The organism is Streptomyces sp. NPDC096012, assembly GCF_040426375.1.
Lineage (GTDB): Bacteria > Actinomycetota > Actinomycetes > Streptomycetales > Streptomycetaceae > Streptomyces.
On the sequence record NZ_JBEOTD010000004.1, the window covers coordinates 151922 to 173475 of the forward strand.

Annotated in this window: 14 protein-coding genes; 7 read left to right on the forward strand and 7 right to left on the reverse strand. The window is 75.0% G+C overall.

Annotated features, from left to right (window positions below):
* Positions 1-14: 14 nt before the first annotated feature.
* Positions 15-1460, forward strand: a complete 1446-nt coding sequence (locus tag ABVB68_RS06535; RefSeq protein ID WP_353599901.1) for an acyl-CoA synthetase — start codon at positions 15-17, stop codon at positions 1458-1460.
* Positions 1453-3195, forward strand: a complete 1743-nt coding sequence (locus tag ABVB68_RS06540; RefSeq protein ID WP_353599902.1) for a carboxyl transferase domain-containing protein — start codon at positions 1453-1455, stop codon at positions 3193-3195. Before ABVB68_RS06535 ends, ABVB68_RS06540 begins: the two co-directional genes overlap by 8 nt.
* Here ABVB68_RS06540 and ABVB68_RS06545 read toward each other — a convergent pair.
* Entirely contained in the window at positions 3170-6802 is a 3633-nt protein-coding gene (locus ABVB68_RS06545) for a S8 family serine peptidase (protein WP_353599903.1), read from the reverse strand. The two genes, ABVB68_RS06540 and ABVB68_RS06545, sit on opposite strands and share 26 nt — an antisense overlap.
* A gap of 226 nt (positions 6803-7028) precedes the next feature.
* On the opposite strand from ABVB68_RS06545, the gene ABVB68_RS06550 reads away from it, so the two are divergent.
* The 5 genes from ABVB68_RS06550 (at position 7029) to ABVB68_RS06570 (ending at position 15854) form a co-directional block, all read left to right on the forward strand.
* Complete coding sequence (locus tag ABVB68_RS06550; RefSeq protein WP_353599904.1) at positions 7029-7520, forward strand: CU044_2847 family protein; 492 nt, start codon at positions 7029-7031, stop codon at positions 7518-7520.
* Positions 7520-9553 carry a VMAP-C domain-containing protein gene (locus tag ABVB68_RS06555; RefSeq protein ID WP_353600047.1) on the forward strand — a complete coding sequence of 678 codons (2034 nt, stop codon included), beginning with the start codon at positions 7520-7522 and terminating at the stop codon, positions 9551-9553. The genes ABVB68_RS06550 and ABVB68_RS06555 overlap by 1 nt, the downstream gene beginning before the upstream one ends.
* A 96-nt stretch (positions 9554-9649) precedes the next feature.
* The gene (locus tag ABVB68_RS06560) at positions 9650-10717 is read left to right on the forward strand and encodes an AAA family ATPase (RefSeq protein WP_353599905.1); all 1068 of its coding nucleotides are present in this window, start codon (positions 9650-9652) and stop codon (positions 10715-10717) included.
* Positions 10707-14660, forward strand: a complete 3954-nt coding sequence (locus ABVB68_RS06565) for an SAV_2336 N-terminal domain-related protein (RefSeq protein ID WP_353599906.1) — start codon at positions 10707-10709, stop codon at positions 14658-14660. Before ABVB68_RS06560 ends, ABVB68_RS06565 begins: the two co-directional genes overlap by 11 nt.
* Before the next feature lie 156 nt (positions 14661-14816).
* Positions 14817-15854 carry a rod shape-determining protein gene (locus tag ABVB68_RS06570; RefSeq protein WP_353599907.1) on the forward strand — a complete coding sequence of 346 codons (1038 nt, stop codon included), beginning with the start codon at positions 14817-14819 and terminating at the stop codon, positions 15852-15854.
* 306 nt (positions 15855-16160) lie between these two features.
* Here ABVB68_RS06570 and ABVB68_RS06575 read toward each other — a convergent pair whose 3' ends face one another.
* The 6 genes from ABVB68_RS06575 to ABVB68_RS06600 are packed head-to-tail and all read right to left on the reverse strand — an operon-like array spanning position 16161 to position 21396.
* Entirely contained in the window at positions 16161-17387 is a 1227-nt protein-coding gene (locus ABVB68_RS06575; RefSeq protein ID WP_353599908.1) for a cytochrome P450 family protein, read from the reverse strand.
* Positions 17388-17399: 12 nt separating this feature from the next.
* On the reverse strand, positions 17400-18620 hold the full coding sequence (locus ABVB68_RS06580; RefSeq protein ID WP_353599909.1) for a cytochrome P450: 1221 nt from the start codon (positions 18618-18620) through the stop codon (positions 17400-17402).
* A complete protein-coding gene (locus tag ABVB68_RS06585) occupies positions 18617-19246 on the reverse strand; it encodes a GTP-binding protein (RefSeq protein ID WP_353599910.1) in 630 nt (209 codons plus the stop codon). Before ABVB68_RS06585 ends, ABVB68_RS06580 begins: the two co-directional genes overlap by 4 nt.
* A complete protein-coding gene (locus ABVB68_RS06590) occupies positions 19224-19577 on the reverse strand; it encodes a DUF742 domain-containing protein (protein WP_353599911.1) in 354 nt (117 codons plus the stop codon). Before ABVB68_RS06590 ends, ABVB68_RS06585 begins: the two co-directional genes overlap by 23 nt.
* Complete coding sequence (locus ABVB68_RS06595) at positions 19574-19996, reverse strand: roadblock/LC7 domain-containing protein (protein WP_353599912.1); 423 nt, start codon at positions 19994-19996, stop codon at positions 19574-19576. Before ABVB68_RS06595 ends, ABVB68_RS06590 begins: the two co-directional genes overlap by 4 nt.
* Before the next feature lie 2 nt (positions 19997-19998).
* On the reverse strand, positions 19999-21396 hold the full coding sequence (locus ABVB68_RS06600; protein ID WP_353599913.1) for an ATP-binding protein: 1398 nt from the start codon (positions 21394-21396) through the stop codon (positions 19999-20001).
* Positions 21397-21554: the final 158 nt, after the last annotated feature.

Consider the following 21554-nt stretch of genomic DNA (forward strand, 5'->3'; position numbering starts at 1 on the left):
TAGGAGTGCGCCACGTGTCCTCCCTCTTCCCCGCGCTGGTGGACGGTCCGGGCGACCGGGTCGCCCTGCGGTTCGGCGAGCGGACGTCGACGTACGGCGCCCTCGCCGGGGCCGCCGGTGCGCTGGCCGGGCGGTTGCGGGGCAGCGGCCGGGTCGCCGTGTGGGCCACCCCGGAGCTGGAGACCGCCGTCGCGGTGACGGGCGCGCTGCTCGCCGGGGTGGCCGCGGTGCCGCTGAACCCCAAGTCGGGCGAGAAGGAGCTGGCGCACATCCTGGCCGACAGCGCTCCGCCCCTCGTCCTGATCGCCCCCGGCACCGAACTGCCCCCGGTGCTGGACCACCTGGAGCGGATCGAGGTCGACGCCCAGGCGTCCGGCGCGGTGCCTGACGTGCCGGTGCCCGACGGCGACCCGGCGCTGATCGTCTACACCTCCGGCACCACCGGCCCGCCCAAGGGCGCGGTGCTCCCGCGCCGGGCGCTCGCCGCGACCCTGGACGCCCTCGCCGACGCCTGGCAGTGGACCGGGGACGACGTGCTGGTGCACGGGCTGCCCCTGTTCCACGTGCACGGGCTCGTCCTGGGCGTGCTCGGCCCCCTGCGGCGCGGCGGGTCGGTGCGGCACCTGGGGCGGTTCAGCACCGAGGGAGTGGCACGGGAGCTGAACGACGGCGCGACCATGCTCTTCGGGGTGCCGACGATGTACCACCGCATCGCCGAGACGCTGCCGCGGGACCCGGAGCTGGCCGAGGCGCTCGGCAGGGCCCGGCTGCTCGTCTCCGGCTCGGCCGCGCTGCCCGTGCACGACCACGAGCGCATCGCGGCGGCGACCGGGCGGCGGGTGATCGAGCGGTACGGCATGACCGAGACGCTGATGAACACCAGTGTCCGGGCCGACGGGGAGGCCCGGGCCGGCACGGTCGGGGTGCCGCTGCCGGGCGTGGAGCTACGGCTGGTCGAGGAGGACGGCACGCCGATCGCCGGGTACGACGGGGAGAGCGTCGGCGAGATCCAGGTGCGCGGCCCGAACCTGTTCACCGCGTACCTGAACCGGCCGGACGCCACGGCCGCCGCGTTCACCGCGGACGGCTGGTTCCGCACCGGGGACATGGCGGTGCGCGAGCCGGACGGGTACGTCCGCATCGTCGGGCGCAAGGCCACCGACCTGATCAAGAGCGGCGGCTACAAGATCGGGGCGGGCGAGATCGAGAACGCCCTGCTGGAGCACCCCGGGGTGCGCGAGGCCGCGGTCACCGGGGAGCCGGACGCCGACCTGGGCGAGCGGATCGTGGCGTGGATCGTCCCGGCCGACCCGCAGGCCCCGCCCACGGCCGAGGAGTTGGCGGACCACGTGGCCCGGCGGCTGGCCCCGCACAAGCGGCCGCGGGTCGTCCGGCACCTGGACGCGCTGCCCCGCAACGACATGGGGAAGATCATGAAGCGGGCCCTGGCGGATGCCTGAGCGGCGTTCAGCACGAGGGATCCTCGCCCTCCTCGCGGACCCCGGGAGCCTCCTGGAGATCCCGTGCGCCGACCGGGAGCCGCGGCCGGACGGGCCGCTCGGCTGGCGGGGCTACGACGCCTCCCGCGCCCGTGCCGCCGAGCGCACCGGAGAGGACGAGTCGGTCGTGTGCGCGGACGCCCGGATCGAGGGCGCCCGCGCGGTGCTGATCGTCTTCGAGTTCGGCTTCCTGGGCGGTTCGCTGGGCGAGCGCACCGGCGACCGGCTGGAGGCGGCGTACGGATACGCCCGGGAGCACCGGCTGCCGGTCGTGCCGTTGATCGCGACCGGGGGCAGCCGGATGCAGGAGGGCATGATCGCGCTCACCCAACTGCAGCGGGTGGCCCGGCAGTCGGCACTCACCCGGGAGGCGGGGCTGGCCCAGATCGCCGTCCTGCGGGACCCGACGACGGGCGGCGGCTGGGCCACGCTGGGTGCGGGCGCGGACGTCGTGCTGGCCCTGTCCGGCGCCCAGGTGGGCTTCGCCGGCTCCCGGGTCCGGCCACCGGACGCCGACCCGGCCGCGTACACGGCCGAGGCCCAGGTCGCCGCGGGTTCGGCGGACGCGGTGGTGGATCCGGGGGAACTGAGGAGCGTGCTGGGCTCCTGGCTGCGCCTGCTGTCCCACGACACACGGCACCGCCCCGCCGACCCGCCCGGCACCCGGGCGTCCGGCCCTGCGGAGGCCGAGACGGACGCCGAACCCCCGCAGGCCGGGGCGGGCATCGAACCCCCGGAGACCGAGGCGGGCACCGAACCCCCGGAGGCCGGGGCGGGCGTCGAACCCCCGCAGGCCGAGGCGGGCATCGAACTCCCAACGGCCGAGGCAGACGTCGAACCCCCGCAGGCCAAGGCAGGCGCCGAACCCCCGACGGCCGAGGCGGGCATCGAACTCCCAACGGCCGAGGCAGACGTCGAACCCCCGCAGGCCAAGGCAGACGTCGAACCCCCGACGGCCAAGGCAGGCGCCGAACCCCCGGAAGCCGGGGCGGGCGTCGAACCCGCTCCCGTTCCGGGGGCCCTCGGTGCCGCCGGGCTGCCGGTCAGCGGCTGGGAGGCCGTTCGCCGGGCCCGGGCTCGCGAACGGCCGCGCGCCGGGGCCTATCTGGACGCCTACTTCACGCACCGGCTCGCCGTCAGCGGTGACCGGTGCGGCGGCAGCGACCCCGACGGCATGCTCTGCGGGTTCGGTGAGCGGGACGGCCGTACCGTGGCGTTCGCGGCCCAGACCGGTACGGCGACCCGGCCCGCCGGGTACCGCACCGCGGCCCGGCTGATCCGGCTGGCGGACCGGCTCGGCATCCCGGTGCTGACGCTGGTGGACACGCCGGGCGCCGCGAACGACGCGGAGGCGGAGCGGCAGGGCGCCGGGGCGGCGATCGCCGAGGTGTTCGGGGCGGTGGCCGCGGCCCGGGTCCCGGTCACCACGCTGGTCGTCGGCGAGGGCGGCTCGGGCGGGGCGCTCGCGCTGGCCGCGCCCGGCAACACCTGGGCCACGCCGGACAGTTACTTCTCGGTGATCGCCCCGGAACTCGCCGCCGCCATCCTCAAGCGAACGCCGCGGGAGGCGGAGGCGACCGCCGGGCAGTTGCGGATCCGGCCGCAGGACCTGGTGGAGCTGGGGGTGGTCCGGGGTGTCGTCGGCCCCGCGGGCCACCCCCCGCCCCGGGTCACCTCACCGACACCGCCCGGATGATCTCCTGAGCGACCGAGCCGCCCCTGTCGTCGTGGGCCGAGGCCCGCAGCGAGACGGAGCCGGCGCCGCGCGGCACGGTCAGCGTGCCCCGCCAGGAGGCTCCGGCACCGGCGGTGAGCCGGACCTGCCGCCAGGTGGCGCCGTCGTCGTACGACACCTCCAGCCGGCCGCCGCCGAGTCTGCCGGTGCCGGCGGCGTTCGCCACGTACGCGGCGCCGAGCGTGACCGGTGCCCGCCGCCCGCCGGGCACGGCGCCCGCGAGATCGGTGTCGATGTCGAAGGCGAGGTTGATCAGCGGCAGATACGTCCAGCGGTCCTCCGGTGTGGCCGCCGAGCGGAAGGTCCACTCGGTGTGGCCCTCGGTGGCGAGCTTCCAGCGGCCCGCGTCCAGCGCGGTGTCGGTGACCACCTCGTAGGTGTGCTCGTCGGCGGGGGCGTCCCACACATAGGCGGCCGAGCCGGTCCCCTGGTCGACCGGCGTGCCGTCGAGACGGACGGCGGTGGTCTGCCTCATCCCGCTGTCCTCGCTCCACACGTCGCCGAAGCCGGTGTGGTCGGGCCCGGAGTCGCCCCAGCCGGGGGTGTTCAGCTGGATCCGGTTCCCGGAGCGTTGCTGGCCCCAGCCGAGCCCGGAGCCCAGCCACGGATGCCACACCGGCCGGAACCAGTTCAGCGCCGGCCGGGTGCCGCCGTCGTAGCGGACCAGTCCGCTGCGCTCCTCCAGCGCGCCGTCGCCGGCCGTGACCGACTCGTGCCACAGCTGGCCGGGTTCGGTGGAGACGTAGTCCGTGCGCTCGGCGGGCAGCGCGACGCGTTCCGGGAAGCCGAGGCCGACGGGGAAGGTGTCGGTGATCGAGTACCGGAACTCGCCGCCGCTCGCCGGCAGCGCCGAGTGGAACCTGACGTGTGCGGCGGCCAGTCGGTGCCGCGACGGCGTGAAGGCGAGGGACCGGTCGGGGATCGCTCCCCGGTGGCCCTCGGAGAGGTCGTACACGTACGGGGAGTCGGCCGTGCCGGTCATGTCGACCCGGCCGGCCGCCCGCAGGCGTGCCGCGTCGGCCGTGTTCACCGTGGCGATCTGCAGTGGCCGGTCGGCGTTGTCGTCCGTGCCCCACCAGGCCGTCAGCCGGCCGGGCCGGTCGTCCGTCACGAACAGCGCCCTGGCGCCCGCGTCCTGGGCGGCGGCGGCGAGCGCGGCCGGGTCGGCGCCGTCGGCGAGGCGGGCGAGCACGGCCTTGCCGGACACACCGGTCAGGGGCCCGTCGCCGGCGTCCACGAGGGGAAGCCTCGTACGGCCCTCGATCAGCGTGCCGCCCGCCTGGACGGTCGCCTCACCGACCCCCCGGACCCGCAGCATGGGCGCGGCCAGCCGCCACACGGTCCGGTACTCGAAGCCGCCCTCGCCGACCTTCCTGGTGGGGGCGGCGAAGACGCTGTCGTAGGTGAGGGGCACCTGGACCGCGCCGAACAGGTCGGCGCCGTTCGCCGTGCGGTCGTACTCCATGAGGAGCTGACGGGTCTCGGTGCGCCGGTCCACGTGCGCGGCGACCTCCCGCAGCTCGCGGCCGTCCAGGGTGACTTCGCGGTTCCGGTCGAGGGTGACCTCGGGAGCGGCGAGGAAGCCGAGGCCGAGGGAGTCGGCGCCGTGGCTGCCGCGCACGTCGAGGAAGGAGGTGAGGGAGTAGGTGCCGGGCTCCAGGCGCAGTTCGAGCGTGCCGGAGTCGCCGACCCGGGCGGGCTCGGGGTCCTGGCCGGCGGCGAGGCGCTGCACGGTGAGGTCGGCGGCGGCGGGTGCGCCTGCCCGGTCCCTGACGTGGACGGTGAGCGTGTACCGCTCCTCCTCCTTGACCAGTCCGAACGCCGTGTGCGCGACCGTGGCCCCGGCCGGGTCGGCGGCCACGATCTGCCCGCTGGTCTCGCCGGTCGGCGCCTTCGACGCGTCGCCGGTGACGGTGGTGGAGGCGGTGCCGTGGGCGGGGACGGTGAGGGAGGTGGCGGCGAGGGTGGCGACGCCTTCCGGAGCGCCCCGCACGGACAGCTTCAGGGGGACCGGTTCGGCGGAGGTGTTGGTGTAGGTGACGGTCCGGGTGACGGGCTTGTCGGTGTCGTACGGCCAGCTGTGGAAGCCGAGGTCGGCGCTGCCGGTGGCGGTGACCCGGGCGTGCACCGCGTCCGGGACGCTGACCCGGCCCGCGCCCAGGGTGTAGGCGGGGGCGTCGAGTTGGGCGGAGGTGGACAGCAGGGCGTCCTTGAGCCGGGCACCGGTCCAGTCGGGATGCTCCTCGGCGAGCAGGGCAGCCACGCCGGCGACGTGCGGGGCCGCCATGGAGGTGCCGCTCATGGCGGTGTAGGGGCCGCTGCCGGGGGCGAACCGCGAGCGGGCGGCGAGGATGTCGACGCCGGGGGCCGAGAGGTCGGGCTTCAGGGCGTGGTCGCCGTAGCGGGGGCCGGCGCTGGTGAAGTAGGCGGCCTGGTCGTCGCCGTCCACCGCGCCCACGGTGAGGGCCGAGTCGGCGGCGCCGGGCGAGCCGATGGACGACGGGGCGCCGGTGTTGCCCGCCGCGACGACGAAGAGCGCGCCGGTCTCCTTCGAGAGGGTGTTCACCGCCTCGGCCATCGGGTCGGTGCCGTCGCTGGGTTCGCTGGAGCCGAGGCTCAGGGTGACGATCCTGGCGTGCACGTCCCGGGCCGCCCACTCCATCCCGGCGATGATCTGGGACTCGCTGCCCGAGCCCTCGTCGCCGAGCACCTTGCCGACGGCGAGCGTCGCGTCCGGCGCGACCCCCTTCTCCTTGCCGTCGGAGGCCGCTCCGCTGCCGCCGACCGTGGAGGTGACGTGAGTGCCGTGGCCGTTGCGGTCGGTGACCTCCTGGCCCTCGACGAAGCTCCTGGTGGCGGTGGTCCGGCCCACCAGGTCGGGGTGGGTCTGGTCGACGCCCGTGTCGAGGACGGCGACCGTGACCCCCTTGCCGGTGAGTCCCGCGTCCCAGCCGGTCCGGGTGCCGATCTGGGCGTTGCTCCGGGCCATGTCGGCCTTCACCCGCCCGTCGAGCCACACCTTGCCGACGATGCCGCCCCGCGTGAACGACAGCCAGAAGGTACGGCCCTTGTCCGCCTCGACGGCGGCTCCGCGCACGCTGGCCAGCGTGCGGGTCTTCTCGGCACCGGCGGGGGTCGCCGTCCGCGCGCCCCTGGCGTACGTCACGATCAGCGGCAGCGCGTCCGCCTTCGCGTCGGTCAGGCCCTGCCGGATCAGCCCGCTCACGTCGAACAGCCGCCGGTCCAGGGTGCCGGCCCGCAGGTACGGCAGCGCCTCGTCCGGTACGACGGTGAGCCGGCCGCCCGCCACTTGGGTGCGTACGGCACCGGTGGCCCCGGGCGGCCGCCGTACGGTGACCGTCCGCTTGCCCTGCCCGAGGCCGGTGACCGTCACCCGGTCGCCGGTGACGAGGGTGACGGTCGTGGGGGTGGTGGGGGTGCTCCCGGTGATGCGGGCGGGCGGCACCGCCTGCCGCGCTGCCGCCGGGCCCGTGGGCAGCATGACGCTCACCAGTCCCGCCGCCAGCAGTGCGGTACCGCGTCTGCCCGCTCCTCGTCGTCGGCTCATCCACGCCTCTTCTCGTATGGGTCGAGTGGGTCGCGTGCTGCGAAGAGTGTCGGGCAGCCGATGTGACAACGTTGTTGAAGAAACGTGGCGGGTTGGCGCAGTGGCGGGTTCTCGCCAGTCCCGGTGGATGTCCCGCCACGGACCCGCAAAGATGTGACTCCCGAAGCACCGTCCGTAACATGGAAGTTGGTCACGAGTGGGGTACGACGGGGGAGCGAGCGGCGCGATGGACGGATTGATGGAGTTCAAGACCGAGGACGGCGCGCTCGTCGTGGTGGAGGAAGCCGCCGGCAGACCCGGCGCCCGTCTGGTCTCGCGCGGCGACGGACCGGCGCAGGCGGCACGCACGTTCGAGGGCGCGCTGGAGGGCGTACGCGGGGCGGCGGCCGCCGCGCTGCGGGTCTTCCGGGACGGGAGCCTGTGCCCCGACGCGGTGGAGATCGAGTTCGGGGTACGGCTGTCCGCGGAGGCCGGTGCCGTCATCGCGAAGGGTTCGACGGAGGGCCATCTGGTCGTGAAGCTCAGCTGGTCCCCCGGACCGCCGTCGGCGCGAACGGCCCCGGGCCGGACCGTGCCGGAGCAGAGCGGGCCGGGACAGACGGTGCCCGAGCAGACGGTGCCCGAGCAGAACGGGCCGGGACAGACGGTGCCGGGGCAGAGCGCGGCGCACGGCGGGCCGGGGCGGATCGTGCCGGGCCCGGAGTCCCCCGAACGGTGATGGACAGCGCCGCCTGGCACGCCCGGATCGTCTGCGGCAACGAGGTGGGCGCCGGATTCCTGGTCGCCGGCCGCCGGGTGCTCACCTGTGCCCATGTCGTCAGATGGAGCGAACGGGCGGCGGTGACCGTCACCTTCCCGCACGCCAGGGAGCTGGGCGAGCTGAGCGCGTCGGTCGTCGTCCACGGCGGCTGGGCGGGCGAGGCGACCGACCCCGGCGACGTCGCCGTACTCGAACTGGACCGGGACGTCCGCCTCGCCCCGGCCGGCTTCGCACCGCCCGACGCCGCCTACACCGAGCCGTACCCCAGGCTGATCGCCTACGGCTTCCCCGAGGGCTACGACGAGGGGACCCTCGCCGAGTACCAGGCCGTCTCGGGCCAGTTGATCGCCGGGGAGTGGCTGGAGCTGGTGGCGTGGCACGGGCACGGGCAGCCGCTGGAGGCCGGGTTCAGCGGGGCGGCGGCGACCCTGCCCGACGGCAGGGTGGTCGGCATGGTCACCGCCAGCTCGGGCACGCCCGAGGTGCGCAAGGGCCGCATGCTGCCGCTGGACGTCATGGCCCGGTACTGGCCCGAGCTGGGGGAACTGGTGCCCACGCCCGGCCACCGGGACGACGCCCGCCGGCGGTTGTACACGCTGCTGCGGCGGGTCGCGGGCGCCGGCCGGGCGGGTGATCCGAACCGGCTGTACACGGCCGCCGTCGGCGCCTTCGGGCCGCCCCTGCCACCGGGCGGGTTCTCCTCGCTGTGGGCGGCTGCCGCGTACGTGCAGTGGGAGGTCCCGGACCCGGAGGCCGTGAACCGGTTCGCCGACCGGCTCCTCGACCTGCTGGACCGCGGCCCGGACCGGTCAGTGCGGCGCCAGGCACTCTCGGCGGCTTTGGCGTCCTCCGGGCCCTCGGCGTCCTCCGGGCCCTTCGCGGCCTCCGGGTCACCCACGGCCTCCGGGTCTCTCATGTCCTCGGGCTCCCCGGTGTCTTCGGGGTCTCCCCCGGCGTCGGAGTCCCCCGTGCCGCCCGGATCTTCCGCGCCCCGCGCCTCCTCGGCCTGGTCACCGGTCGTCGTGGAGATCGATCACAGTGGAGCCGGTCCCGACCAGGTGACCGTGGAGGTGTCCGCGTACCGCGACGGGCAGCGCCGGCCGGTGGGCGCGGGGCGGCTGCCGCGGTCCGGGGTGCGCGCCTACGTCCAGAGCCGTATCGACGAGGCCGTGGCCCACCTCGCCCCGCACGCCGACGAGCTGGTGACGTTCGTCCTGCCGCGCGAGTGGCTCAACGAGGCGGTGGCCCGCTGGGAGTGCAGCGCCGAGGACAGCACGCCCCTCGGCTGCGCCTACCCCCTCGTGGTCACCGACCGCGCCCGCCACCACAGCGGCCGGCTGCGTCACCAGTTGCACAAGAAGTGGCAGCGGCTGGACTCCTTAGAGGGGGTCGAGGTGCACCGCATCGAGTGCGGCACGCAGGAGCGGCCGCCGAGCCTGCGCAAACGACTGTGGGACGGCGACGCCGGGCTGGCCGGCTTCGCGGCCCCGCCCGCGGCGGCACGGCAGTACTTCGAGGTCGGTCTCACCGTGCCCGTCCCGGTCCTGCTCTGGTCCCGGACCGGCTGCCCCGGCACCGGGCATGAGAACGCACCCTGCGCCGGGAGCGGCCACGGGGCCGAGGCCCGGACCGCACCCGAGGACCCGGCCGGCAGCGGTCACGGGATCCCGCCCGGGGCCGGGCACGAGCATCCGCGCGGGTCCGGGCACGAGCATCCGCCGGGGTCCGGGCACGGGACCGGGCACGAGGCTTCGCCCGGGACCGGACACGAGGATCCGCGGTGCCCCGGAAACGCGTTCCTGGACCAGCTCACCGCCTCGGTCGCCGATGTGCCCGCCGCCGAACTCCCCCGCCACATCCTGTCGTTGCGCCTGACCGCCGACGCCGCCGACGAGCCGGAGCTGCACTGGGCGAGAGACCTGCAACTGCTCTGGGACGACCCGCGCTGCTTCCCCGAGCCGGCCGCGAGCCTCCACTCCCCCGTCGCCTGACCGACCGGACCACCCCCGTCACCCGCCGCCCCCGTCGCCTGACCGACCGGACCACCCACCGACCGCACGAGCGCCCCCCACGGAGAAGAAGAGCCCATGCCCCTGTGGCCCGTCTACACCGGTACGAACGAGCCGCACGACGGCATCACGCAACTCCCCCCGCCGCCACCCTGGCGGGCGTTCGACGGCGGGCCGCCGCTCCGGGTGCCGGACGCGGCCGCCGACTCCGCCGCCGTCTCGCCCGACCGCATGCACCGCGCCGAGACCTACCAGGCCACGGAACAGACGGTCGAACTGGTCAACGCGGCCCTGTATCTGCGCCGTCCGCTGCTGGTCACCGGCCCGCCCGGCACCGGCAAGTCCTCACTGGCGTACGCGGTCGCCCGGGAACTGCGGCTCGGCCCGGTACTGCGCTGGAACATCACCAGCCGCAGCACCCTCCACGACGGGCTCTACCAGTACGACCCGCTCTCGCGGCTGTACGCGGCCCGGCAGGAGGCCGCCCGGCCGGGCCGGGCGGCGCAGGCGGACGGGACGGCGGGGGCGGACCAGGCGGCGGGGGAAGACGGGTCGGGCATCGAGCACCATCTGCGCCTGGGCCCCCTCGGCACCGCCCTGCTGCCGTACGCCCGGCCCCGCGCGCTGCTGATCGACGAGATCGACAAGAGCGACCTCGACCTGCCGAACGACCTGCTGAACGTGCTGGAGGAGGGGCAGTACGAGATCCCCGAGCTGGTGCGCGCCTCCCGGCTCGCCCCGGACGGCGTCGCCGACGTGCTGGTCGACGGTGCCGAGGAGCGGGTCCCGGTGGCCCGCGGCCGGGTCCGCTGCCGGGCCTTCCCCTTCGTCGTCCTCACCAGCAACGGCGAACGCGAGTTCCCGCCCGCCTTCCTGCGCCGCTGTGTCACGCTGCATCTGCGGCAGCCGGACGACCGGCACCTCGCCGAGATCGTCCGCGCCCACCTGGGCGAACCCGACGCGTACGCACGGAGCCTGATCGAGCGGTTCCTGTCCCGGGCGGGCGTCGGCGACCTGGCCACCGACCAGCTCCTGAACGCGATCTACCTGGCCCGCTCCGCCGGCCTGGACGCCGAGTCCCTCGACCGGCTGGCCGAACAGCTGATGCCGTACCTGGGGCAGAGCGTGCAGCCCGATGTCTTCTGAGTGCTCCGGCTCCCCGGACCCCGTGGGGCGGCTGGCCGACGTCCTGACCCGGGCGTCCCAAGGGGTCCAGGGGTCCCAGGGGGCCCGTCCCACGCCGCTCGAACTGGCCGAACTGCTGTGGCTGGCCGGTCACATGATCCCCGCGGACTCCGGCCGCACGGCCGCGGACCAGGACGCCACCGTCCACGACACCACCGGCCCCGACGCCGGCGGGCAGACGGTCCCGGAGCAGGGACCGCCGTCCCGGTCACCGTCCGCCGAGCCGCCGTCGCCCCGGGCGTCTCCGGAACGGCACCCGGAGCCGGAACCCGCACCGGCCCCCGGACCGGCCGGACGGTCCCTCGTGCCGTCGGCCCGCGTCCCCCTCCACCTCCCCTCCCGCCTGCCCGCCCCGGAGGCGGGGCGGCCCCACACCACCCTCCTGGCCCCGGCGCCCCCGATGCTGCGCCATCCGCTCGCGCTGCAACGCGCGCTGCGCCCGCTGGGACGCCGTGTGGAGGCACCCGTGGGCCACGAGCTCGACGAGCGGGCGACCGCCGACCGCATCGCCCGCCTCGGCGCCGCGCCCGAGTGGTGGCTGCCCGTGACGCGCCCGCCGAGAGAGCGCTGGCTGCGCCTGAACCTGGTGTACGACACCGGTCCCACCATGCCGGTGTGGCGCCCCCTGATCCGCGAACTGCACACGGCCCTGGCCCAGTCGGGCGTCTTCCGCACGGTCGCCCTGTACCGCGCCGCGGCCGACGGCACGGTGCGCGGCCCCGGCGCGTACGCCCCCGGCGACGGCCGTACCGTCACCCTGCTGATCAGCGACTGCATGGGCCCGCAGTGGCGGGAGGGCCCCGCGGGCACCCTGTGGTACGCCACCCTGCACCGCTGGGCACGCCGGATGCCGCTGGCCGTCGTACAGCCCCTCCCTGAGCACCTGTGGCGGGACACGGCCCTGCCCACCACTCCCGGCCGCCTGTCGGCCCCGCACCCCGCGGCCCCCACGGCGACGCTCGCGTTCACCCCGTACGAACCCGACGACCGCGACGAACGCGACGAGCCGGGGGAACTGGACGGGCCGTACGGACGGTACGGACACGACGGGGCCTACGGGCACGACGGGCCGTGCGGGCGGTACGGACACGACGGGGTCCACGGGCACGACGCGCCGTACAGGCGGCCCGGACACGACGAGGCCTACGGGCACGACGCGCCGTACGGGCCGTACGGGCGGTCCGGGCACGACGATCCGTACGGGCCCTATGGACGGTCCGGGCATGCCGAGCCGTCCCGGTCCGGTCCGACCGGCCGTGCCGTCCCCCTGCCCGTGCTGGAGCCGGGGCCCCGCTGGCTGGCGCACTGGGCCGCGCTGCTCACCACGCCGGGCGGTGCCGAATACCCGGCGGCGGTGGCCCGGTTGGGGCGGCCGCTGCCGGCGGACGCCGAGGACCGTACGGACGTCGGGCTGCTGTCCGCGGAGGAGCTGGTGCTGCGGTTCCGCGCGACCGCCTCCCCCGAGGCGGTCCGGCTCGCCGCACACCTGGCCGTGGGGCGCCCTGATCTGCCGGTCATGCGGCTGGTCCAGGCCGCCGTGGAACCCGATCCACGCCCCCGGCACCTGGCGGAGGTCATACTCAGCGGGATGCTCACCGCCGTCCCGGGCGGCCCGCTCGGCTCCTACGCCTTCCGGGACGGCGTACGGGATCTGCTCCTGCTCGGCCTGCCCCGCACCGCCCGCAACCGCACCACCGAACTGCTGGAGCGCATGGGCGAGTTCATCGACCGGCGGGCGGGACGGGCACCCGGCGAGTTCCGGGCGTCGGTCCCTTCCACGCGGGGGGCCGGCACGGCCGTGGAGGGCGACCCGTTCGCCACGGTGAGCCAGGACAGCGTGCGCCGGCTCTCCCCGGCGGACATCGCGGACCAGCCGGCCGACCCACGGGAAGAACCGGTCGGCGCCGAGGAAGAGGCGGCCGACGCACGGGAAGAACTGCTCGAAGCCGAGGAAGAGGCGGCCGACCCACGGGAAGAACCGGTCGGCACCGGGGAACAGCCGGCCGACGCACGGGACGAACCAGTCGGCACCGGGGAACAGCCGGCCGACGCACGGGAAGAACTGCTCGAAGCCGAGGAGGAGGCGGCCGGCGCCGAGGGTCGGGCGGCCGGCGCACGGGGAGCGATCGACGCCGGGGAGCCGGTCGGCGCCGCGGAGCAACTCGCCGACGCCGAGGCGCAGCGAGCCGACGCCGAGGGGGCGGCGGTGGGGCCGGGAGAGGAGGATGTCGTCGGCCGGTCGGGGATCCTCTTCACGGCCGACGCGCTCGCCGGCCGCCCCGAAGCCCGCATCACCCTCGAAGCCGCCGTGCACGAGATCCTCGCGCGCGGCTCCCTCACGCCCCGCCAGTACGAGGTGGAGGTCCGCCCGGACGGCTACCTCGTGCACACCGAGCCCGGCGCGTACCTGCTGCCCGTCCTCGTCGCCGTCCTGCGCGAACTGCCCCGGGCCCGTGCCCGGCTCACCGACCCGCCCCGTCTGCGGGTGACGTTCGGGCGGCCGCCCGCCGGGCCGCCACCGGCGGCCGCGGACGTCATGGTCGTCGTACCGCCCGCGCTGTACGACGCCTTCACCGCCAGTTCCGCCGCCCAGGGCACCCTGCGCTTCCGGCCGCTCTACCGCGACGAGGCCCCCGACACCGCGCCGGTCGCCTGGTACTGCCCCCTCGCACCGTTGTCCGCCGAGCCGCGGGACAGCGGCCTGGTCCAAGGGCCCCTCATCACCCACGACCTGCGCGAGCTCGGCATCCCCACCCCCGGCCGCACGGCGATCGTCCACACCACGCCCGACGGCCCGCTGACCGTGCTCGACCCGATCCGGCCGTACGGCTCGCGTCCGCCTCGCCCCGAGACGTACTACTCGGTCGACCTCACCCCCCACCGGGCCCGGCACACGGTGTCGCTGCCGAGTTCCGGCCCGGGCGTGTTCACGGCCGTGGTGGAGCTGTCCTGGCACGTCGACGACCCGGTCGCCTTCGTCCGCGCCGAGATCACCGGCGTCCTCGGCGTGCTGCTGGAGCATCTGCGCGGTGCGGCCACCCGCATCACCCGCCGTCATCCGCTGCGCCGGGCGGCGGCGGCCCAGCGCCAGGTGAACACTGCGGTACGCAACTGGCCGGTGCCCGGGCTCAGCGTGTCGTACACCGTGCAGCTGGCCCCGGAGGGGAAACTCGCGACGGCGCCGGAGCGGTCTGTCCCCTCGCGGCGCCGGCTGGCGTCCCTCCTCGGCGGCGCCGAGACCGTGCTGATCGGCTTCGAGGGTCCGCTCGCCCGGCTGTTCCCGGCGCAGGCGGCGCGCGCGGCCGTCCTCGACCTGCTGTCCCTCGTGGCCGAGCACCGCGCGGCGCAGGACGCACCGGCGGTCCGGCCGCTGCCCGTCCCCGGTGCCGGCGGCCGGGAGGCCTTCGCGCACCCGCTGGACCTGCTGCGGGCCTACGCCCACGACCGGCTCGGCCCCCGGCTGAGGTCGCGCCTCGACGAGCTCGAGATCGCCGCCGCCCCCGACGCGCCCACCACGCACCGCTCCCTCGCGCTCGTCCGCGCCCTGCACGGGTCCGGCCGGCGGGTCGGCGTGGTGACGGACGTGTCCTCCCGGGCCGCGCACCGCTGCCTGGAGCCCTACCGCCTGCCTCTCGCGGGCATCCACGGCCGCCACGACGACCTCGACCTGCTGATGCCGAACCCCGACTGCCTGCTGCGTGCCGCGAGCGCGCTCGGGGCGCCGGTCCGCTCCGGCGTCCTGATCAGCTCCTCGGTCGCGGAACTGACCGCCGCCCAGCAGCTCGGCCTGCACTTCGTCGGCTACGCCCCCACCGCCGCCGGGCGCCGGCGCCTGCGCGACGGAGGCAGCGACATCACCGTGTCCTCCCTCGAGCCGCTGCTGGAGGCGGTTCGCGCCCTGTGACCTGCCGACACACCGTAAAGGGCGGGAAAACCCCCCGTTCAGCGGCACCCCGCCCGGCCGTCCCCGGAAGGCGCCCGTTCCCGCCGCCGCGCAGGATGCAGACATAGGCCCGCCGACCGGCCGGGCGTCCGAGGCCGGGCACTAGGGAGGTTCGCCGTGACCGTCAGTCTGGAGCAGTTGCGCCGCTGCCATTTCGCCGTCGACCTGGGTGCGGCGCGCACCCGGATGTACGTGAAGGGCGCCGGTCTCGTCGTCGACCAGCCCTCGGTGGCGGCGGTCAACACCCGTACCGGCGCGCTCATCGCGGTGGGCGATTTCGCGGAGAAGATGACGGGGCGGACACCGCACTACATCCGGGTCGTACGGCCCGTCTCCGGTGGCACGGTGGTCGACATCGAGATGGCCCAGCGGATGCTGCGGCAGTTGCTCGGCGACAGGATGCGCCGCACACTGCGCCGCAAGCCCCGGCTGCGCGCGGCGGCCTGCATCCCGCACGCCGCCGACCCGCTGGCCCAGCGGGCGACCATCGAGACGCTGGTCGGGCTGGGGGCGCGCCGGGTCGAGCTGGTGGACACGCTGATCGCGGCCGCCGTGGGCTGCGGGCTGCCGGTGGAGCGGGCCGAGGCCACCATGATCATGATGTGCGGGGCGACGACCACGGAGGTCGCGGTGCTCTCGCTCGGGTCGATCGTCACCGCCGCGCGGGTCCCGGTGGGCGGGGAGGCCGTGGACCACGCGATCGTGCAGCTGCTGCGGCACGAGCACGAGCTGATGCTGCCCAGCCAGTCCGTGCGGCCGCTGCAGCTGGCGCTGTCCGGCAACGGGCTCACCCCGCAGGGACCGCTCTCGACGGAGATCCACGGGCTGGACGTGTCGACGGGTCTCGCCCGCAGCGTGCGCATCGACACCGCGACCGTGCGGGATGCCATCCAGACCCCGCTGACGTCGGTCCTCGACGGGATCGGCAGGGTGCTGCGCGACTGCCCGCCCGACCTGGTGGCGGACCTCGCGGACCGCGGGCTCACGATGGTCGGCGGCTCGGCGCTGCTGCCCGGCTTCGACCAGATGCTGCGGCAGGCCACCGGCATGCCGGTGCAGATCGCCGAGCGGCCCGACATCTGCGCGGCCCAGGGCCTGGGCGCCATGCTGGAGGGCCGGATCGAGCCGCTGGTCCTGAACCCCCTGGCCGCCTGAACCCGACCCTTCAGTACGGCAGGATGCGCCCCGAGGGCGTCCGGCGGTCGATCTCCTGTCCTCGCGGGGCGGCAGGCCGCCGGCTCACACGCACCCGGATCCGACGGTCCATGACGCCCTCCTCGTGCCGGTACGGCCCCGGCGGGTGGACGCCGGTAGGTGGTGCGTGCCCACGCCACGGCCCGTTCAAGCGCGATCAGGTCAAGTAGTGGACGCCTCAAGGGCGTTGGCGAGCGGATCAGGACCGCGGCGGTGCCCTGGTGCGGCAGGCCGGATCCGTCCGGGCCCGGCCTGCCGCTCCCGGCGCTACGCGGGGGTGAGGACGACGGGGAGTTCCTGGTGGCCGTTGCTGATCAGGGAGGCCACCGGCCGCAGTTCACCGGCCGGGACCGCGAGGGACAGCCCGGGGAAGCGGTCGAAGAGCTGCCGCAGGGCCTCGGCGACCTCCAGGCGGGCCAGCGGGGCGCCGAGGCAGAAGTGCACCCCGTGTCCGAAGGCCAGGTGGTCCTTGACGGCACGGGTGACGTCGAAGGCGTCGGCGCTGTCACCGTGCCAGTCGGGGTGGCGGTTGGCTGCGGCGTACGAGGCGAGGACGGCATCGCCCCGGGCGATGGTCCGGCCGTCGGGCAGCTCGATGTCGGTGACGGCGTAGCGCAGCGGAAGATGCTTGACGGCGGGCTCGTGCCGCAGGGTCTCCTCCACGACGTCGTACCAGCCCGCCTTGCCGGCGCGGACGAGTTCGAGCTGGCCGGGCTGGGTCAGCATGGCGACGACGGCCTGGTCGATCACGTTGACGGTGGTCTCGTAACCGGCGCTGATCATCAGCAGGAGCGTGTCGCGCAGTTCCTCGGCGGTGAAGCCGCTGCCGTCCGACTCCTCGTCCCGGGCCGCGATGAGCAGGGAGGTCATGTCGTCGCCGGGGTCGGCGGTCTTCGTGGCGATCAGCTCGTCCAGGACGCCGTAGAGGCGCACGGCGTTGGCCTGGGACTGCTCCGGGGAGAGCGTGGTGTCGAAGACCCCGTCGACGAGCTGCCGGAAGCCGGCCCGCTGGTCCCGCGGAACACCCATGAGGTGGCCGATCACGGCGATGGGCAGCGGGTAGGCCAGGTGCTCGCGCAGGTCCACGGTCTGCCCGGCGGGGGTCGCGGCGAGGCCGTCGATCAGCTCGGTGACCATGTCCTCGACGGCCGGGCGCAGTTCGTCGATGCGCCGGGCGCTGAAGGCGGGGGCGACCATCCGCCGCAGCCTGCGGTGGTCGGCGCCGTAGGCGGTGAACATGTTCTTCACCGCGATCCACAGGGCGAGCGGCCAGGTCGTGGCCCGCTGCTCGAACTCGGGCCAGTGGGCGCGGGCGTCCTTGGAGACGGCGGGGCTGGTCAGCAGTTGTTTGAGCAGGGCGGGGTCGGTGACGGCCCAGGCGCGGACGCCGAGGAGGTCCACCGGGGCCGCCGGCCCCATGGCGCGCAGGGCGCGGTGCTCCTCCTGGGCGGTGGCGCCGGTCGGGTCGAGGACGAGCGGGGTGTTCGGTGTCATGACCGTTCTCCTTCAGACGACAGCGGGGAAGCGGACGGGCAGCATCTCCAGGGCGCGGTGGAACGGGCCCGGCCGCCAAGCCAGTTCGGACTCGGGGCAGGCCAGGTCGAGCTCGGGAAGCGCGTCGAGGAGGCAGGTGATGGCTGTCTCGGCGATGAGGTAGGCGTGGGTCCGCGCCGGGCAGGTGTGCGGGCCGATGCTCCAGGACAGGTGGGCGCGGTTGCCGGTGAGTGCGGTGGCACCCAGGCCGGCGGTGACGGCCGGGTCGTTGTTGCAGGCGGCCATGGAGATGACGACGGGCTGGTGGGCGGGGAGCAGCACGCCCTCGATGTCGATCGGGTACGGCGGGTAGGTGATGCAGTAGTTGGCCATCGGCGGGTCGGTGTACAGGACGGTGTCGAGGGCGTCCCGGACGGGCTGCCCGGCGTGCAGGCCGGCCGAGAACTGGTCGTCGGTGAGGATCCTGAGCACGGTGTTGCTGATCAGGTTGGTCAACGGCTCGATACCCGCGCCGTACAGCGTGACGAGCTGGTGGGACATCTCGACGTCGTCCAGGCCGGCGGCATGGGCGATCAGCCGTGAGGTGACGTCGTCCCCGGGCTCCCTGCGTCGCAGGGCGACGAGTTCGGCCAGCGCCAGGCCGAGCAACTCGTTGCCGCGGGCGGCGGTCTCGGCCTCCGACTCGAAGATCATGGCCATGCTCTCGGCGATGCGCCGGCCGAGCTCGTCGGGGCAGCCCAGCAGGGTGCTCAGGACGCGGAAGGCGATGGGCCAGGAGTACTGGGTGAGCAGGTCGGCGTGGCCCTGGGCGCTGAACTCGCCGATGGCGGCGGAGGCGACCTTCTCCACCAGGGCGCGCAGTTCGTGCTGGTCGACCGCCTGCAGGCTCGCGGTGTTGGCCGCCCGGTAGCGGGTGTGCTCGGCGCCGGACGAGCGCAGCGCGTTGGGGCGCCATTCCATCATCGGCCGGACCGGGCAGGTCTCGGGCACGGTCTGCTGCCAGATCCGCGGGTCGGCGGGGAAGTGCAGCGGGTCGTTGAGGATGCGCCGGGCCTGGTGGAAGCCGATGACCAGGGTGGCGGGGACGCCGGGGGCGAGGTCCACGGGGACCAGTGGGCCGAAGACGCGGCGCATCCGCTCGTAGGCCGCGTGCGGGTCGTCGGCGAACGCGGCGTCGTGCAGCGCGAAGCGCGTCGGGGGGCTCGCGCTGCCGGCGGGGACGGGGGTGGTCATGAACGGGGCTCCACGAGTGAGGCGGCGGAGGTGTGACGGGTGGTCAGGAACTCGGTCAGGGTGATGAGCGCGTGCACGCAGGACCGTCGGTCGCGTGCGTCGCACTCGGTCAGCGGTGTGTCGGGGTCCAGCGCGAGCGCCTGCCTGATCTCGTGCAGGGGGTAGCGGGGCGCTTCGGGGAAGACGTTGATGGCGACGGCGTACGGCGTCTGCTGCTCCTCGAGCAGGCTCAGCACCTCGTGGCAGCCGTCGAGGTCCCGGGTGTCGACGAGGACCAGGGCGCCCAGCGCGCCTTCGGTCAGCCCTTCCCACAGGGGGCGGAACCGGGTCTGGCCCGGGGTGCCGAACAGGTAGAGCACCAGGCGGTCGCCGAGCAGATGGATGCGGCCGAAGTCCATGGCGACCGTCGTGGTCGTCTTGTGCGGGGTGCCGCGCAGATCGTCCACGCCGACGCTGGCCTCGGTGATCGGTTCCTCCATCCGCAGCGGCGTCACCTCGGAGACGCTGCCGACGAAGGTGGTCTTGCCGACCCCGAAGGCCCCGGCGACGACGATCTTCGCCGACCGGTTGACGGCGGGGGCCAGGTAGTGGGGAGCGGGCCGGTCAGACCAGTTCGCGGAGTCCACGCAGCACCTCCTGTAGCAGGTCGAGTCCTGGCCGGCCCTCCTGGACGGGGGCCGGGCTGGTCAGATGGCCGCTGTCCATCAGCGCGGAGACGATGATCCGGACAGTGGAGGGCGGCAGTTCCAGCGCGGCGGCGATGTCCGCCACGGCCAGGCCGCCGCGCCCGCCGGCGAACAGGCGCATCACCCGGCGGGCGTCCGGGCCGAGCGTTTCCACGGGCCCGGAGGCGGCGATGAGCACCGTCTCCAGGCGTACATCCCGGCTGGGGCGGTTCCGTCCGCCGGTGCGGACGTAGGGCCTGATCAGGTCCGGGTCGTGCCGCGGACCGCTCACGTCGCGGTGCCGCCGTCCGCGGCGGGGCGGCGCTCGGCGACTTCCAGCTCGTGGCCGAGCCTGGTCGCCAGCCGCACCATGTGGTGGGTGATCAGGCCGACGTCGCTCTCGGGGCCGGTGGTGACGACGGAGAGCATGGAGTTCTTCGCGGCCGCCGTCGTCAGCCCGATGCGGCCCTGCGACTCGATGAGCAGCTGGCACATGCCCTTGCCGCCGACGTGCTCGTCCCACGCCTTGCCGGCGGCGCGCAGGGACGCGGTCACGGCGGCGAGTTTCTCGGCGTCCTCCTGGCCGATCGTCTGCGTGCGGGCCTGCAGCAGGCCGTCGCTGCTCATCAGCACCGCGTACGCGACGCCCTCGACGGAGCCGAGTTCCTGGTCGAGCAGCCATCCCAGGCTGTTGCTGTGCGTGTCGCGCATGGTCAGTGTCCTTCGGTGGGTCCGGTGGTTTCCTCGGTCTGGCGTCCCTGGCGGGTACCGGCCGCCCAGGCGGCGGCGACGCTCGGCCGGCCCGGTACGACCGGTGCCTCGGACGGCGCGGGCGGCACGCTGCGGGCCCGGGCCGGGCGCTGCCGGACGGTCAGTCCGCTGGCGGTGGTCCGGGCGGGCGACGGCACCGCGTCGCCCTGGGAGCCGGGTGCGGCCGGTGCCGCGGGGAGCGCCGGGGGCAGGGGTACGGCGGCATGGCCGGGGCCGGCCGCACGCTCGGGGGCCGCGGCGGGCCCGCCGGCAGCGGGGAAGACCAGGAGGTTCTTCGGCAGCACGAGGACGGCCCGGGTTCCCTGGTAGATGTTGGGCGCGGTCAGCTCGACCCGGAAGCCGTAGTTCTCGGCGAGCAGCGAGGCGACGCGCAGGCCCGTCTGCGGGTGGGCGCCGAGTTGCGTGATCTCGTCGCGCTGCTTGCCGGACATGATGTCGCTGGCCCACAGCAGCCGTTCGTCGTCCATCCGCAGACCGGCGTCGTCCACGACGAGGAAGCAGGCGTGATGGCCCTCCTCCACGGAGACGTGCACGCGGGCGGCCGGCGGCGAGTAGCGCAGGGCGTTGTCCAGCAGCAACGCCAGGGTGTGTACGACGGCTTCGACCGCGCGGCTCTGCACCGCGACGGTGTCCAGCTCGTGGTGCTCGACCCGCTGGTAGCCCTCGATCCGGCCCATGGCCGCGCGGATCACGTCGGTCAGGGAGGTGCGCGGCCAGCGCCGGGAGAGCTTGTCGCCGGCCAGTACCGCGTAGCCCTGCGCGGTGAGCAGCATCTGCTGGGCGATGTGGTCGATGTGCACGAGGGTCGCGTACGCCTCGTCGTCCTGGTGGGAGCGCACGCCCTGGCTGATCTCCCGGCTCAGCCGGGAGGCCCGGGCCACCACGCTGGACGCGAAGCTGCGCACGGCCGCCCGGGTGGCCTCCTGCGACTCCCGCCGCGCCTTCGCGATCTCCTCGTCGGCCTCGGCGCGCAGCTGGGCGGCGTACTGGTCGGCGGCGGCCTGCGCGGTCTCGCGGATCCGCGTCACGCTGGCGGTCACCTGCCCGGTGAGGTCGCGCAGCCGGTCGGCGAGGGCCGTACGGGCCAGCTGCGGGGGCAGGGTGAGGGGGCCACCGCGGTGCTCGCCGGACTCCGCGGCGGTGGCCAGTGCCGGTATGTGGGCGACGAGTTGTGCCACCACGTATTCGGCGGCACCCAGCTGCTGGGTGAGCTGCTGCGCCCGGCCCTGCATGTCGTCGGCCCTGCCGCGCTCGCGCCGGTACGCGCGGTGGAAGTGCCAGGCGGTCCCCGCGGCCGCCAGGGCGACCGCGGCACTGACGGCCAGTATCAGGTCGGTCATCGAGTCCTCTCCAAGGTGTCCGGCTCGCGGACCGGTCGGCGCTGGGGGGCAGGACCGGTCGAGGTGGTGCCACCGGCTGCCGCGACGGCATCGCTCTGGATGCGGGCATGACAGACAAAGAGCCGGAAGGGCCGCGGGCCCGCGCTCGCACGGGCGTC

Bases quoted from the DNA above. Each gene is read 5' to 3' on its own strand.
- ABVB68_RS06575 (WP_353599908.1), bottom strand. From the start codon at position 17,387: ATGACACCGAACACCCCGCTCGTCCTCGACCCGACCGGCGCCACCGCC.
- ABVB68_RS06580 (WP_353599909.1), bottom strand. From the start codon at position 18,620: ATGACCACCCCCGTCCCCGCCGGCAGCGCGAGCCCCCCGACGCGCTTC.
- ABVB68_RS06545 (WP_353599903.1), bottom strand. From the start codon at position 6,802: ATGAGCCGACGACGAGGAGCGGGCAGACGCGGTACCGCACTGCTGGCG.
- ABVB68_RS06600 (WP_353599913.1), bottom strand. From the start codon at position 21,396: ATGACCGACCTGATACTGGCCGTCAGTGCCGCGGTCGCCCTGGCGGCC.
- ABVB68_RS06555 (WP_353600047.1), top strand. From the start codon at position 7,520: ATGGACAGCGCCGCCTGGCACGCCCGGATCGTCTGCGGCAACGAGGTG.
- ABVB68_RS06565 (WP_353599906.1), top strand. From the start codon at position 10,707: ATGTCTTCTGAGTGCTCCGGCTCCCCGGACCCCGTGGGGCGGCTGGCC.
- ABVB68_RS06595 (WP_353599912.1), bottom strand. From the start codon at position 19,996: ATGCGCGACACGCACAGCAACAGCCTGGGATGGCTGCTCGACCAGGAA.
- ABVB68_RS06550 (WP_353599904.1), top strand. From the start codon at position 7,029: ATGGACGGATTGATGGAGTTCAAGACCGAGGACGGCGCGCTCGTCGTG.
- ABVB68_RS06560 (WP_353599905.1), top strand. From the start codon at position 9,650: ATGCCCCTGTGGCCCGTCTACACCGGTACGAACGAGCCGCACGACGGC.
- ABVB68_RS06540 (WP_353599902.1), top strand. From the start codon at position 1,453: ATGCCTGAGCGGCGTTCAGCACGAGGGATCCTCGCCCTCCTCGCGGAC.